This window comes from Corynebacterium sp. 2571A (genome assembly GCF_055700935.1).
This window is the reverse complement of sequence record NZ_JASTTE010000003.1, coordinates 176,201-190,936: the sequence shown is the minus strand read 5'-3', so window position 1 is coordinate 190,936 and position 14,736 is coordinate 176,201. Positions and strand designations below refer to the sequence as shown.

The window sequence follows — 14,736 nt, the reverse complement described above, 5'->3', positions numbered from 1 at the left end:
TTTAAGCTTATTGGCGGAGACGGACAGGAATCGAACCTGCCAGACCGAGATACTCGGCCTCACCGGTTTTGAAGACCGGGGCGCCCACCAGGACGCAGACGCCTCCACCGGAAACTCTACCAAGCGCCCCCTCCGCCAACGCCAGCAGCACCCTCGAGGCATTCGCGCACCCTTCGCGGTCACCAGCGCGACCAAAATGCACTCATTCCCCCTCCCGGTGAGCGCGAAGGGCGCACCAAGCAGTGACAGCCGTGCCGGCCCGGGCATTCTGACGAGTAGGCTCGGGGCATGGACGATATCAAGCTGACCTCATTCGCGGCAGGCGGCGGTTGCGCCTGCAAGATCCCCGCCGGCGAGCTCGAATCCGCCGTCGAAGGCCTGGTAGGCCACGCGGACCCGAATGTCATCGTCGGGCTGGACGACGGCGACGACGCCGCCGCGGTCAAGATCCAGGACGGGCTGGCCGTCATCTCCACGGCCGACTTTTTCACCCCTATGCTCAATGACCCTTATGACTGGGGTCGGGTCGCCGCGGCGAACGCGCTCAGCGACGTCTACGCGATGGGCGGCACGCCCGTTACCGCTATTAACCTCGTGGGCTGGCCGCGCGAGGTGCTGAGCTTGGACATCCTGCGCGAGGTGCTGCGCGGCGGCATGGACGTGGCCGAGCAGGCCGGCATCTCGATTACCGGCGGGCACTCCATTACCGCGCCGGAGCCGCTCTACGGGCTCTCGGCCACGGGCATCGTGGCCCCGGACAAGCTCATGCGCAACGATGCCGCCGAGGCGGGCCTGCCCATCACCCTCACCAAGCCCATCGGCGTCGGCATCCTGAACAACAAGCACAAGGCGACCGGCGAGGCCATCCCGTCGGCGGTCGAATCCATGACCACGCTGAACCGGGAGGCCGCCCAAGCCGCCACCCAGGCCGGGATCACGGCCGCGACCGATATCACCGGCTTCGGCCTGCTGGGTCACCTGTACAAGATGTGCCGGGCCTCCGGCATCGCGGCGGAGATCGATCTCGCTGCCGTGCCGGCCATCGACGGCGCCCGCGAGGCGCTCGCCGACGGCTTCATCCCGGGCGGCTCTCGCCGCAACCTGGACTGGGTTCGCCCGCACTTGGACGGCGGCGAGGCCAGCGAGGAAGACCTCATCTTCTTGGCCGACGCGCAGACCTCCGGCGGCCTGCTGCTCATCGGCGAGGTGCCGGGCTACCCGGTCGTCGGCCGCACCGTCCCGGCCAACGGCGAGACGCTGATTAGCGTGCGCTAGCGGCCCAACTTGTTTCTCAGCTTGCCCAGCAGACCCGGCTTGGTCTGCTGGGTTTTGTTTTCCATCCGCGGCCCCGTGACGCGCTCACCGCGCTCGAAGACGAAAGTCATGCGCGCGCCGGTGCGCTCCGGCTCGCCGACTAGGCGGTGTCCGGCGGCGGTGGCATCGTCCGGCACGTTGCGGAAGGCCTGCGGGCAGTCGGTGGTGATCTGCAGCTTCTGGCCCGGGTCCATGTCCTGCAGGGCGCTGAGCGTCTGGATGACCGGGTAGGGGCAGGATTCGCCGCAGAGATCCAGCTCGAAATCGGGTAGCTCGTTCACTAGTTGTCCTTTCCGTACTGGGCATCGAGGCGGCCGCGGCGGTCGGTGCGCAGCGGGGCCTGCGCCCACCCCCACAGGCCGAGGGCGGCCAGGGAGGCGATGAGTGCCAGCCACGGGCCCCAGGATTCGTAAAAGTTGAATTTGGTGGCGTTGGCCACCAGGGCATCGTAGACGCCCCAGTGATCCCAGCCGTAGGCCAGGATGGTGGCGCCGACGATGTTGCCGGCGAAGGCAACCCAAGTCACCAGCTGGCCCTCCATTGCGCGGTACATCATGCCGGTCTCGCAGGCGCCGGCGAAGATGATGCCGATGCCGAAGAGGAAGCCGCCGAGGATGGTGCCCCAGCCGGCCGGCTTGGTCAGCGGGGTGGCATCGGTAAGCAGCAGGACCGCGAAGGTGACGACGACCGCGGCGGCCAGGCCGATAATTAGCGAGTCCGCCAGCTTGGTCTTCTTGGTCACCCACAGGTCGCGGAACGCGGCGGTAAAACAGATCTGGCCGCGCTGGATGAGCACGCCGAAGGCCAGGCCGAAAAGCACGGCCACGCCCAGCAGCGGCTGGCCGGTAGCGAAGTAGACGGCGGCGATGACAAGCGTCACGATGGTCACGGCGATGCCCAGCCAGCGCTTGCGCTGCAGCTGCCGGCGCACGTCCGCCGGTCCCACCTTCGGGGTGTTGACCGGCTTGGGCTTAGACGGGCCGCGCCACCACGGCATCTTGATGATCTTGACGCCCGCGGTCGTGCCGACCGCGGTCATGAAGGTAAACAGCCAGGCGTGCAGGGAAAACTGCGGGATGCCGGTGAACATAGCTGCCAGGTTGCAGCCGAATGCCAAACGCGCGCCAAAGCCGGCGATGATGCCGCCGCACAGGGCTTGGACCCAGCGGCGCTTCAGCGGCGGGATGCGCCAGCGGAAATCGCCGGCGATGAGGGCGGCCACCAACGAGCCCATGAGCATGGCGACGACGATCCAGCCGTCGGTGCGCTGGAGGGGGTTGCCCTCCATGGTGGTGACCTCCTGGTAGTACTTCCAGGACTGGATGTCCGCGCCGAGCGCTTCGACCAAGTGGCCGCCCAGGCGGGAGAATTCGCCGGTCACTGCCCAGACAGGGCCGGTCAACAGGAAATAGAGGCCACTGAGCACGCCCAGGATGGCGAACACGGGCCCCGGGGCAAGGCCTACGCGGCTGCGGTAGAAGGCGTCGTACGAGCGCTTGTCATAGGACGACTTCGTGCGGGGAATAGTCACGACTATGCAATCTTTCATTCGGTTATAGCTCGTGCCGAAGGCTGAGTCCCGCCTTGGACACACGAGCCAGTATTATGCCGCCCAATCCACAGGGCTCACAAACCGAAAACTAAGACTGCACCGCCCGGCCTAGTCCGGGGTGACGACCGAGGTATCCAGGCCCTGCTCGGCGCGGCGCGCGGCGGCGCGGCGCTTCTGCGGGCCGATAGTGGTCATCGGGTCCTTGACCGCCTCCAGGCCCGCGTTGAGCACGCCGAAACGCGTGCACGCCGAGCCAGCCAAAAGGCTCAGGCCCGAGGCGACCGCGCCCCACCGCGACTTGGTCAGCGCGGAGATGGCGGTGCCCACTCCCCCGGCGGCGATGAAGTACTCGGAGGCCTTCATCAGCTTGCCGGGCGTGCCCTTGTGCAGGGTCTCCCGCGGTTCCGGCTCCATGTTTTCCTCCATGACGCGGGTGGCGACCAAGTCGCTGACCGCGGCCATCATGCCGAGCGCCCGGGCCGGGCCGGCGAACTGCTGCGGGGTGGTCACCATCGCCAGGCCGGAGGCCGCCGCCGAGGCGGAGGAGACGAAAACGAAGGCCAGGTGCCGCTTCGTGTCGTTCCAGGTCGGGTTCGAGGTATTGCCCAGCAGCACGGCGGTGTAGCCCGCCAGCGGGCCGCCCAGCACGCCGGCGACGACGCCGGCCGGGCCGGCGGCGCCGTGCACGGCCTTACGCGCGAACTTCGGTAGGGGGACGCGGCGTCCGGTGGCATCGTCGAGCTCGGACAGCGCCGGCAGCGAGGCCGCCGTGGCGAAGGTAGCCAGGATCCAGGAACCGATGCTCATGGGCGAGGTCACCTTGAATACACGGAACATGTTCAGCAGCCGCTCCGGGCGGCCCAGGTCGAGCACCAGGCAGACCGAACCGGCCGCGGCCGCGCCGAAGGCGGAGATGGATGTCGAACGGCGCAGGGCGCGGTTGCCGGTGGCCTGCGCGCCCAGCGACAGCAGCGCCGAACCGCCGGAAACGCCGCCCAGGAACAGGTAGACGCCAATCGGCCACTCCCACGGCGGGGCCTTGACCACGGGCTTGCCGTAGTAGGAGGAGAACTCGAAGTCCTCCGCCATCCGCTGCTCCTTGGAGCCGTCCTGCGCGCCGGCGCCTACCTTGCCGCGCTTCTTGCGCTTCGGTTTGGTGCCGTCGAATTTCTTGTAGCGGTTGGACCGCTCCGGCTGCGGGGGCCGGTACTCGTCGTATGCGCTCACTTCTTGCCTCCCAACACGAAGGATCCGGCCACCGCCAGCGCCATCGCGCCGATGGCCTTCGCCGCGGTCTTGTACATCTGCGGCAGGTCCGCGGTGGGCACGCGCGGATCCGGCGGCAGGCCGTAGATCTCCGGCGAATCCAGCAGCAAAAACAGCGAACCGGTACCGCCGACGCCGTCCTCCGAGTTCGCGCCGTAGAGGCGCGCCTCGTGCAGGCCCTGCTCGTGCAGCTCGCGCACGCGCTCCTGGGCGGCGGCGAGCATGTCGTCGTAGGTGCCGAACTGGATGGAATTGGTCGGGCAGGTCTTGGCGCACGCCGGCTCCTGCCCCATCTTCAGGCGGTCGTAGCACATGGTGCACTTCTGGGCCACGCCCAGGTTCTTGACCGGCATGGGCTTACCCGCGGTGTGGTCGTCGCCCTGCGGCTTAAGCTGCTTGAGCTTAGCCAGTACGTTGATGCCCGAATGAGTGTGGTCCTCGTAATCCACGGTCGCGGTCTTGTCCGTCTTCAGGGTCACGCCGCCGTCGTCACGGCGCTCAATCACCCCGAACGGGCAACCCGCCACGCAGGTGCCGCAGCCGTTGCAGACGTCGTCCTGGACGACCACGGTGCCGAACTCGGTGCGGAAGAGCGCGCCCGTCGGGCACACGTCCAGGCAGCCGGCGTGGGTGCAGTGCTTGCACACGTCCGAGGACATCAGCCAGCGGAAATCCGAGGTATCCGGCGGGGTGGTGTCAATCTCCTTCTCCGCGCCGCCGATGGTGGGCATGCCCAGCGAAATGAGCTTGCGGCCCTCCTCGCGGGCTTCCTGAATGCGGTCGTCGCCCTGCTCCACGAACGCAACGTGGCGCCAGGTGTTCGCGCCCAGCGCGCCGGTGTTGTCGTAGGAGTTGCCGGTGAGCTCGTAACCCTCGACTGGGTTACGGTTCCACTCCTTGCAGGCGACCTCGCAGGCCTTGCAGCCGATGCACACGGAGGTGTCGGTGAAAAACGCCATGCGCGTATACGAGTCGTACCCGTGGGAGTGCTCGGTCAGCGCGTTGGAATTAGCGCCCAAAACGTTAGTCACCTAGAACTCCTTTCCTTCGTCATCCGCCACGTTGCCAGCGGTCCGGTCCGTGCCGTTACCGCCGTCCTCGTCGGCGTTTTTGGACTCGATGGTGAACTCATCGAGCACGTCGACCAACTGGTTGCCCGAATCCAGGTCCAGGTTGGCGCGGCGCTGGTACTCGTGGAGCAGCTCCAGCTTGGCCTGGCCGCGCGGGCGGCGACCCGGTTGGATATCGCAGGCGCCGATCTTCGAGTTCTGGATGAACACGTTCGGCTCCAGCGTCAGCCCCAGCAGATCGTTCGGGCCGTCGCCGGCCACGACCGCGTTGTCCGAATCACCGTAGTGGAACGGCAGACCCAACTGGTGGAACTCCTGGCCGTTGATGACCATCGGCTCCATGCGGTCGGTGACCAGCACCTGCGCTTCGATCACGCCACGCGGCGAGACAATCGTGGCCCAGCCGCCGTTTTCCAGGCCGCGCTTTTCCGCCAGGGCCTTGGAGACCTCGCAGAACAAGCCCGGCTGGAGCTCCGCCAGGTACGGCAGGCGCCGCGACATCGCACCCGAGGTGTACATCTCCGTCAGTCGGTACGTGGAAAAGACGAACGGGAAGACCTCGGAGCCCGGCGTGCCGGCCTCCGGCTTCGACAGGTTGTCCGGGCGCTTGATGGTCAGGCGCGTCGGCGACTGCTGCTGCTTGTACAGGATGTTGCGCACCGGAGACTCATGCGGCTCGTAGTGCGTCGGCAGCGGCCCGTCCGACAGACCCGACGGCGCGAACAGCCAGCCGCGACCGTCGGTCTGCATGATGAAGGCATCCGTGCCATCCAAGGCAGCCGGCCCCACCGCGTCGATGGGCGCCTTGTAGTCCGGCGGCAGCGTGGCCGGGAAGTCCGGCACGTCGTCGCCGACCCACTTGCCGGCCTCAGCGTCCCACCAGATGTACTTCTTGCGCTCCGACCACGGGGTGCCATCCGGCGCCGCCGATGCCCGGTTGTACAGGATCCGGCGGTTCGCCGGCCACGCCCAGCCCCATTCCAGAGCGACCTCGTTCTGCTCCGAGCCCGGGACCTTCTTGGCAGAATGGTTAATGCCGTCCTTGTAGACGCCGGTGTAGATCCAGCAACCACCCGAGGTGGTGCCGTCCGCCTTCATCTCAGTGAACGCAGGCAGCAGCTGGCCCTTCTTCGGGCCGTCCAGGTAGTAGCCGTTGATCTCCTTGAGGACGTCCTCCGAGTGCGGCTCGCCTTCCTCGTTTTCCTCGTAGTCCCACGCCAGCGCCTGGATGGCGCGGTCGCGCGGGTCGGTGGAGTCAGCCAAGCGCTCCTTGATCTTCTTACCCAGCTGGTAGAAGAACCACAGCTCGCTGGTGGCCTCCCCCGGGGCATCGACAGCCTTGAAACGCCACTGCAGCATGCGCTGCGTCTGCGTGAAGGTGCCTGCCTTTTCCACGTGGGTGGCCGCCGGCATGAGGAAGACCTCCGTGCCGATCTCTTCCGTCTTAAGCTCACCGGTCTTAATCTCCGGGGAGTCGTGCCAGAAGGAGGCGGTCTCGATCTCCTGGAAGTCGCGGACCACCAGCCACTTCAGCGCGGCCAGGCCGCGGCGCTGCATACCGCCGTTGGACTGCGCGACCGCCGGGTTCTGGCCGAAGACCAGGTAGCCCTCGACCTGCCCGTCCAGCATGCCCATGAGCGTCTCGTAGGTCGAGTGCGCCCCGGAGATGCGCGGCATCATGTCGAAGCCCCAGTTGTTGTCCTTCGTGGCGGCGTCGCCGAAGTAAGACTTCATCAGGGACACGGCGTAGTTTTCACCAATCTGCCAGAAGCCCTTCGAGCCCCGCTTGGCGAAGTTGGCCACGTAGCTCTCCCAGCCGTCGTCCTGGACGTGCGGCATGGGCAGGTAGCCCGGCAGGTTGTTAAACAGCGTCGGGATATCCGTCGAGCCCTGGATGGAGGCGTGCCCACGCAGCGCCATGATGCCCGAGCCCGGGCGGCCGACGTTGCCCATCAGCAGCTGCAAGATAGCCGCCGTGCGGATGAACTGTGCGCCCAGCGTGTGCTGGGTAAAGCCCAGAGCGTAGGCGAAGCACGTCGTGCGATCCGGCTTGGAGTTCTCCGCGATCGACTGCGCCAGGTAGTAGAAGTCCTCCTGCGAGATACCGCAGGTCTCCTCCACGATCTCCGGCGTGTAGCGGGCGTAGTGACGCTTGAGAATCTGGAACACCGAGTTCGGGTGCTGCAGGGTCTCGTCGCGCTCCACGTTCCACGCCTGGCCCTCATCCTTCTTGACGTACTGCCACGAGTCGTTGACGTACTTGCCGGTCTCCGGGTCGAAGCCGGAGAACAGCCCGTCCAAGTCCTCAGTGTCCAGGTAGTCCTCACTGATGATGGTCGGCGCGTTGGTGTAGTTGACCACGTAGTCGTGGAAGTACAGATCGTTGTCGATCATGTACTTGATCAACGCACCAAGCAGCACCACGTCCGTGCCGCCGCGGATACCGATGTGCCGGTTCGCAAACGCAGAGGTACGCGTGTACCGCGGGTCCACGTGGATGATGCGGGCACCACGCTTCTTGGCCTCAACCACCCACTGGAAGCCCACCGGGTGGCACTCGGCCATGTTCGAACCCTCAATGACGATGCAGTCCGCATTCGCCATATCCTGCAGCGGCTGGGTTGCGCCGCCGCGGCCAAACGAAGTTCCCAAACTGGGAACGGTGGCGGAGTGTCATATGCGGGCCTGATTTTCGACCTGCACCGCGCCCGTGGCGGTAAACAGCTTCTTAATCAGGTAGTTTTCCTCATTATCGAGCGTTGCACCGCCCAGGCCAGCCACACCCATGGTGCGGTTGAGCGGACGGCCGTAATCGTCCGTGTCCTGCCAGCCGTTGCGGCGGGACTCCAGGTAGCGGTCCGCGATCATTTCCATCGCGGTATCCGTGTCCAGGTCCTGCCACTCGGTGGCGTACGGCGCGCGGTACTTGATGGTGGTCAGGCGGGACTCGGAGTTAATCAGCTGCTCCGAGGCCGAGCCCTTCGGGCACAGGCGCCCGCGCGAGACCGGCGAATCCGGATCGCCCTCGATCTGGATAACCTTGTCGTCTTTGACGTAGACGCGCTGGGAACAACCCACCGCGCAGTAGGGGCACACGGACTGGACAACCTTGTCCGCCTCCGCGGTCCGGCCGTGCAGGTGCTGGCTCTTAGCGGACTGGGTATTCACGTCCCGTCCGAAGGCGTCACCCGAGCGGAACTGGCGCACGACAGGCCAGTTGAGAGGGCTAAATTTAGACATGCCCTCAATCTACGGCGCAGGCCCTCCAATTTCCAGAAAGGCTATCCTAATTAAGCCCTGTTAGAGCCACTGCCACGACTTTTAGTTGCCGCGTCAACTTCCCGCGGCCTAGACCGGATCATAGACGCGGACCCGCAACCCGTAGCCGCCGCCGTCCAACGCCACCATCTGCGGGATGAAATCCTCCGGCCGCGGGTGGTCGGGCAGCTCTTCTAGGTAGCGCTTGTGCTCGCTCAACGATGCCACCCCACCAGCCACCGCGTCCTCACTCAGCGTCTGCACGTGGGTGCTGTCCGGGTCGTTAGCCACCAGCAGCCGCTGCGCCTTGTGGGCCGGCAGGCCCAAGTCCTGGAAGATCCAGGGGTTATCAGCATCCCGGATAGCGTCAATCGTGGACACGCCCACCGCACGGTGGTCGACGTGGTTCAGCCCCCACCGCGCCTGCAGTCCGTACATCATGATGGCGACGGTGTCCGGCTGAAACTTCCGGATCTTGGCGGCAATGGCCCGGCGCACCTGCGGCGAGGCCTCCACCAGGCCGTCCGGGAAGTCCAGGATTTCCAAGTCCTCGACCCCGACTGCCGCGCAGGCGCGCCGCTGCTCCTCGGCGCGCAGCGGGCCACATTCTTCCGGCGGTAGGCTCCTAATCCCGGCCTCGCCGGCAGTAACCAGCAGGTAGGCCACCTCCTTGCCGGCGTCGGTCCATTGCTTTGCCGCGCAGGAAATCCCGTATTCGGCATCATCCGGGTGCGCCACCACCACGAGAATGCGTTCCAGCCGCGAATCATCCAGTGTCTCGAGTGCCATGGCCCCATTCTGCCAGGAGTTTCGACAGCCTGCTAGGGCTGCCAGGATTGTGCGATTGACCTGCCAGGGTCTAAGGTAGAACAGGCAATTAAAAGAACTACCCTGTCTATTTTTCCTAACCTAGTCGGTTCATTTTAAAGAAGGTTTCTCATGTCCTCTTCCACGCCGTCGTCCGCAGCCACGCCTGCCGACGACAAGAACTCCCGCACCTCCTCCGGCCTACCCAAGTGGGCCACCGGCTTCGGCGCCCAAGTTATCGCCGGCCTGATTGTCGGCCTTATCCTCGGCTTTATCGCCGCCGGCATGGGCGGCACCTCTGAGGATCCCAACTGGCTGACCTCCCTGCTTAGTGGCGTCGGCTCCGCCTACGTCCAGCTCCTCAAGGTCATGGTGCCACCGCTCATCTTCGCCGCGGTCATCACCTCGGTCGCCAATCTGCGCAAGGTCGCCAACGCCGCCTCCCTGGCGATTTCCACCCTCATCTGGTTCGCCATCACCGCATTAATCTCCGTGGTCATCGGCATTCTCGTCGCCGTCGTCATGAAGCCGGGCGTGGACACCACCGTGGACGCGACCACCGCCGCGGAGCCCAGCAACGTCGGCTCCTGGCTGGGCTTTATCCAATCCATCGTTCCGGAAAACTTCATCGGCCTGGGCGCCTCCTTCAGCGACAACGAGGTCTCGCTGAGCTTCGGCGCCCTGCAAATCCTCGTCGTCTCCCTGGCGCTCGGCATCGCCGCCGTCAAGGCTGGCAAGGCCGCCGATCCCTTCCTGAACTTCACCGAGTCCTTCCTTAAGGTCATCCAGGTCGTGCTGTGGTGGATCATCCGCCTGGCGCCTATCGGTACCGCTGCACTCATCGGTAAGGCCGTCTCCTCCTACGGCTGGGACGCCCTCGCCTCCCTGGGCAAGTTCGTGCTCGCCATGTACGTCGGCCTGGCCCTAGTCATTTTGGTTGTCTACCCCGCCGTTCTGGCTTACAACCGCATCCCGGTCATGGGCTTCTACAAGCGCGTCTGGCCAGTGTTCTCCCTGGGTTTTGTCACCCGTTCCTCCATGGGCGTTATGCCAGTGACCCAGCGCTTCACCGAAAAGGCCATGGGCGTGCCGCGCGAATACGCCTCCTTCGCCATCCCGCTGGGCGCGACCACCAAGATGGACGGCTGCGCCTCCATCTACCCGGCCATTGCGGCCATCTTCGTCGCCCAGTTCTACGACATCCCGCTGAGCCCGACCCAGTACCTGCTCATCATCTTCGTCTCGGTCATCGGCTCCGCCGCCACCGCCGGCACCACCGGCGCGACCGTCATGCTGACCCTGACGCTGTCCACCCTGGGCCTGCCCCTGGCCGGCGTCGGCCTCCTACTGGCCATCGAGCCCATCATCGACATGGGCCGCACCGCCGTCAACGTCACCGGCCAGTCCGTATGCGCCACTATCGTCGCCAAGCGCGCCGGCATCCAGGACAAGCAAGTCTGGGACGCCGCCGAGCACGGCGTCGGCGACATCATCGAGCCGTCCAAGCAACCCGCCGCCTAAGTCGGCACCTAATGAACTAGCCCCTTCGGGGGCTTTTTTCATGCCCTTTCCCCCTTTATGAACCCTTCGCGGTCACCAGCAGGGTCCGGCCGCGCAAAAACTTGCTCCCCGTGAGCGCGAAGGGCGCACCCGACCAACCGCCAGGCACCAATCCCCCTTCACGAACCCTTCGCGGTCACCAGCAGGGTCCGGCCGTGCAAGAACTTGCTCCTCGTGAGCGCGAAGGGCGCACCCGACCAACCGCCAGACACAAATCCCCCTGAATGAACCCTTCGCGGTCACCGGCGCGGCTCGGCTGCACCAGAATCCGCTCCCGGTGAGCGCGAAGGGCACACCCCTAAATGTCCTCGGTGTGCAAATTGCTCCCCTTGGCGGCTTCGGTGCGGCCGTGCACGAGGTAATAGACGCAGCCCGCCACCACGATAAGGCCGGCGAGCAACCAGTACATGGCCGAGTAGCCGGTCGAAGTAATGAGCATGCCCAGGAAGATCGGACCGAGGCCCACACCTAAGTCGAGGAAGAGGAACATGGTCGAGATACCCGCCCCCATCTCTTCGCGCTTGACAAGCCGCACGGAAATCGCCTGCACCGCCGGCATGATGGAGCCGTAGCCCAAGCCGACGAGCGCACCCGCGATGACCACGTGCCAGTCAGCGGTCGCGGTGGCCAGAAGGGCAAGGCCGGCGATGAAGCCCGCCAGCGTGATGTAGATGACGCTGTTGTCACCGCGACGGTCCTGGAGGCGCCCCAGAAAGAAGCGCATGGCGAAGGTCATGGCGGCATAGGCGATGAAAAACAGCCCCGCGCCGGCGGTCAGACCGGTCGCGTGCGCATAAGAGTTAAGGAAGGTCACGACGCCGGCGTAGCCGATGCCGACCAAAAACATGAACATGCCGATGGGCGCAACCCGCGGGTGGACAACCGCGACCAAGGTGAACTTCGGCCGGTAGTCGCGGTTGTTCTCCGGAACCTTGAGGAACCAGGCGACAACGAGATCGATGATGGTCAGGGCGGAGACGACCACGAACATCGTGGTATACCCCGGCCCGTTGGCCAAGAAGAGGCCAATGGCCGGGCCCACTGCCGTCGCCAGCGTGGTGCCGAGTGCGAAGTAGCCGGTACCTTCGGCGCGCTTGCGATTCGGGATGACTGCCTGGGCCACGGCCATGATCGCCGTGGAGGTCACCGCGTAGCCCACGCCGTGGATGAAGCGAACGGGGATCAGCACCGCCAGCGACTGCGCCGGGAAGTACAAAGCGCAGCTGACCACAACCAGCACCAGCGACACCAGGAGCGAGGATCGGCGCCCCACCGTGTCGACCACGTAGCCGGAGAACAGCCGGGCCACGGTGGCACCGACAACGAAGGAGCTAGCGGCGAAGCCGCCGGCGGTATCGGAGGCACCGAATTGGGTGACGGCATAGACCGCCATCGTGGTAATCAGGATGTAGAAAACCAGAAACTGCGCGAAATTGACTATCCACGCGAGGATGAAAGTTGGATTGAAGAGCTTGTCGTTGTCGGCATGCGTTACGGACGTATGGGTCACCTTCTTGAGTTTTTGAAAGCTGCGCGCGGCAGCGGGAACTATTGGAACCGAAATATCTTATCAGTATCGCACGGCCGCCGGCGCACCGGCCCACCGACCACAAAAGGCGGGCATCCGCCGGCAGGCAGCACAAAACCGGCAGGTAAAAGGCTGCAGTCGGAACAAAACCGGCGGGCAAAATACTGCAGGCAGCACAAAACCCCGGCAGGCGCGGGCCTGCCGGGGCGTGCTAGTTAGACGAGGAAGTGTTTACTTCTTGTCGTTCTGGGTACCGATACCGTCGGTGTCTATCTGCTCCTTGCGCAGCTCCTCGGAGTGGCGCTGAGTCTCAGTGACCTGCTCCTTGTTGAGGTTGATCTTCTCGACCGGGACGGTCTCCTTGTTCACGTCAACACGCTCTTCGTGCAGGGTGACGGAAGCCTCGTCGGTGTCGCCGTCCTTGATCTCGCCGCTGAAGTTAGCGGCTTCTTCCTCGGAGATCGGGGTGCGCTCGACGCGAACCTCTTCGTGGGTCACCGGGACCTCAACGGTCTCAGTGTCGGTGACCACGTACTTGCGCAGGCGAGCCTCGCCGGTGGCGACCTTTTCCTTGTTGACGTTGAGCTGCTCCTCAGAACGGATCATGGAGCCGTCGTTGGCGGCAGCGGTGCGGTCGTTAGCCGCAGCCTGGCGGTCAGCGGTTGCAGCTTCGCGGTCAGCCACGTTCTTGTCAGCAGCGTGCTCGCCGGCCACCTTCTTCTCGTCAGCTGCGGTGCGCTCACCGGCAACGCCAGCACCTGCAACACCCGCGCCGGCGCCAGCGCCAGCAACGCCAGCTTCGGTGCGGCCCTGCTCGCGGTTGACCTCACGGTTAGCGTCGCGGTACTCGGTGCGGTCCTCGGCCTGCTCCAGGCCGTAGTGGCGGAAGATGTCGTTCTGCTGTTCCGGGGTCAGTGCGGAGTCGGAATCGAAGTCCGGGGCGTCCTTGATGCGATCCTTGGAGAACGCCAGACGCAGCTCTTCGCCGTTGAAGTCGTGGCCGCGCAGCGGGACCAGGCTGCTGTTCATGCCGAACAGACCGTGCTTGACGTCCACGAAGGTGGGCTTACCGGTGTTGTCGTCCACGAAGATCTCGTTGACGTCGCCGAGCTTCTCGCCGTCCTTGTCGTAGGCAGTGGCGTTGAGCAGGTCCTTAATGTCCTTAGACATAGTCACACTTTCCTCTCGGTTAGTTATTGGTAATTTCGTCTGTCGGAAACACACGGCCTACACCCGTGATTTGCTTTCTTCTCACCGGTGTAGTTAACTTATTCGCTTTTCCGTGCTGTCACCCAAGGTACGCGCCCAGCTCAATATCGCCATGAAAAAGTCTGTATTTTCCATGAATGCCCGCGAAATGGGACCGTAATCGCAGGCCAGGCATTTGATAACAAATCGGCTACATTTGATTCACGCCGGATGTTTACGGTGTCTCGCGTCGCATAAGTGTCGTTTATAGGGCTCCGGACACACTACCCCCGCGGCCCGGCCACCAAATATTTCCGACACCGAACCAACACCGAAACAATACCGAAACAACTCACGCCACCTGGCACGCGCCGACTAAACTAGAAGAAACTGAACCCGCCGGCCCCGAGCTAGAAAGCCAGTCCCTCCATGTTCAATCACTCCGGCGCCGCCGCCCATGCGGTTACCGGCATTATCAACTACATCCGCTCCCGGCGGCTGACCACCGGCGATATGCTCCCTTCAGAGGCAGCACTGTGCGAAGAGCTGGGCTGTTCCCGCTCCAGCGTGCGCGAGGCGGTCCGCACCCTGTCGAGCCTGGACATCGTCGAAGTGCGCCACGGCCACGGAACCTACGTGGCCGATATGTCCTTGTCCCCGATGGTCACGAGTATGGTCTTCCGCATCGTCTTGGATACGGACCACTTCCTCGAACGCCTCTTGGACGTGGTCAACACCCGCCAGGCCCTCGATCTGTGGATGACCGACGACCTAGTCAGCCATTATCGCGGCGAGGACATGTCCCAGCTGCAGACCATCGTAGAGGGGATGCGCGCCCGGCGCGCCAAGGGCGAGTTGTTCACCCGCGAGGACCGTGCCTTCCACGCCCAGCTGGTCTCGGTAACATCCAACCCACTCATCAAAGAGCTTTCCGATGCCTTCTGGCAGGTCCACATGGCCGTCCTCCCGCACGTGCGCATCGCCCTCTCGGAAAACCTCGATCTGACCGTCGAGGCCCACCAGGACATCATCAACGCCCTCTACGCCGGCGATGCCGACGCCTACCGCCGCGTCGTCGTCGAGCACTACTCCCCGCTCAAGCGCGCCATCGACCGCCACACCATGGGGCATCGCTCTAGCGCCCGCTCGAGCTAGAGAACTAGACACTCAAAAACCCGGCCGCGGAAGCAAGG

11 protein-coding genes and 1 tRNA gene are annotated in these 14,736 nt (G+C 64.7%); 3 read left to right on the top strand and 9 right to left on the bottom strand.

Annotation, left to right across the window (positions count from 1 at the left end; all coding sequences use genetic code 11):
• Nucleotides 1-11: 11 nt before the first annotated feature.
• Nucleotides 12-106, bottom strand: a tRNA-Sec gene (locus QQS53_RS07325).
• Between the two features lie 182 nt (nt 107-288).
• On the opposite strand from QQS53_RS07325, the gene selD reads away from it, so the two are divergent.
• Nucleotides 289-1,275: a selenide, water dikinase SelD gene (gene selD / locus QQS53_RS07320; RefSeq protein WP_472775216.1), complete on the top strand. Its 987-nt coding sequence runs from the start codon at nt 289-291 to the stop codon at nt 1,273-1,275.
• Here selD and yedF read toward each other — a convergent pair.
• The 6 genes from yedF to QQS53_RS07290 all read right to left on the bottom strand — a co-directional run bounded on the left by yedF (nt 1,272) and on the right by QQS53_RS07290 (nt 9,249).
• Nucleotides 1,272-1,595: a sulfurtransferase-like selenium metabolism protein YedF gene (gene yedF, locus QQS53_RS07315; RefSeq protein ID WP_472775215.1), complete on the bottom strand. Its 324-nt coding sequence runs from the start codon at nt 1,593-1,595 to the stop codon at nt 1,272-1,274. The two genes, selD and yedF, sit on opposite strands and share 4 nt — an antisense overlap.
• A complete protein-coding gene (gene yedE / locus QQS53_RS07310) occupies nt 1,595-2,845 on the bottom strand; it encodes a selenium metabolism membrane protein YedE/FdhT (protein ID WP_472775214.1) in 1,251 nt (416 codons plus the stop codon). The genes yedF and yedE overlap by 1 nt, the downstream gene beginning before the upstream one ends.
• Nucleotides 2,846-2,974: 129 nt before the next feature.
• On the bottom strand, nt 2,975-4,093 hold the full coding sequence (gene nrfD, locus QQS53_RS07305; RefSeq protein ID WP_472775213.1) for an NrfD/PsrC family molybdoenzyme membrane anchor subunit: 1,119 nt from the start codon (nt 4,091-4,093) through the stop codon (nt 2,975-2,977).
• Nucleotides 4,090-5,091, bottom strand: a complete 1,002-nt coding sequence (locus QQS53_RS07300) for a 4Fe-4S dicluster domain-containing protein (protein WP_472775459.1) — start codon at nt 5,089-5,091, stop codon at nt 4,090-4,092. Before QQS53_RS07300 ends, nrfD begins: the two co-directional genes overlap by 4 nt.
• 72 nt (nt 5,092-5,163) lie before the next feature.
• The gene (gene fdnG / locus QQS53_RS07295; protein WP_472775212.1) at nt 5,164-8,442 is read right to left on the bottom strand and encodes a formate dehydrogenase-N subunit alpha; all 3,279 of its coding nucleotides are present in this window, start codon (nt 8,440-8,442) and stop codon (nt 5,164-5,166) included.
• A gap of 108 nt (nt 8,443-8,550) precedes the next feature.
• Nucleotides 8,551-9,249 (bottom strand): PIG-L deacetylase family protein, encoded by a 699-nt coding sequence (locus QQS53_RS07290; RefSeq protein ID WP_472775211.1) that lies wholly within the window; start codon nt 9,247-9,249, stop codon nt 8,551-8,553.
• Between the two features lie 150 nt (nt 9,250-9,399).
• Here QQS53_RS07290 and QQS53_RS07285 point away from each other — a divergent pair, with 150 nt between their 5' ends.
• Nucleotides 9,400-10,788 (top strand): dicarboxylate/amino acid:cation symporter, encoded by a 1,389-nt coding sequence (locus QQS53_RS07285; protein ID WP_472775210.1) that lies wholly within the window; start codon nt 9,400-9,402, stop codon nt 10,786-10,788.
• Between the two features lie 337 nt (nt 10,789-11,125).
• Here QQS53_RS07285 and QQS53_RS07280 read toward each other — a convergent pair whose 3' ends face one another.
• Together QQS53_RS07280 and QQS53_RS07275 are read right to left on the bottom strand one after the other, a co-directional pair.
• Nucleotides 11,126-12,337 (bottom strand): MFS transporter, encoded by a 1,212-nt coding sequence (locus QQS53_RS07280; RefSeq protein ID WP_472775209.1) that lies wholly within the window; start codon nt 12,335-12,337, stop codon nt 11,126-11,128.
• A 249-nt stretch (nt 12,338-12,586) separates the two neighbouring features.
• The gene (locus QQS53_RS07275; protein WP_472775208.1) at nt 12,587-13,525 is read right to left on the bottom strand and encodes a PRC and DUF2382 domain-containing protein; all 939 of its coding nucleotides are present in this window, start codon (nt 13,523-13,525) and stop codon (nt 12,587-12,589) included.
• A 447-nt stretch (nt 13,526-13,972) separates the two neighbouring features.
• Between QQS53_RS07275 and QQS53_RS07270 the strand changes: the two genes are divergently transcribed.
• Nucleotides 13,973-14,698 carry a FadR/GntR family transcriptional regulator gene (locus QQS53_RS07270; protein WP_472775207.1) on the top strand — a complete coding sequence of 242 codons (726 nt, stop codon included), beginning with the start codon at nt 13,973-13,975 and terminating at the stop codon, nt 14,696-14,698.
• The last annotated feature ends 38 nt before the right edge of the window (nt 14,699-14,736 follow it).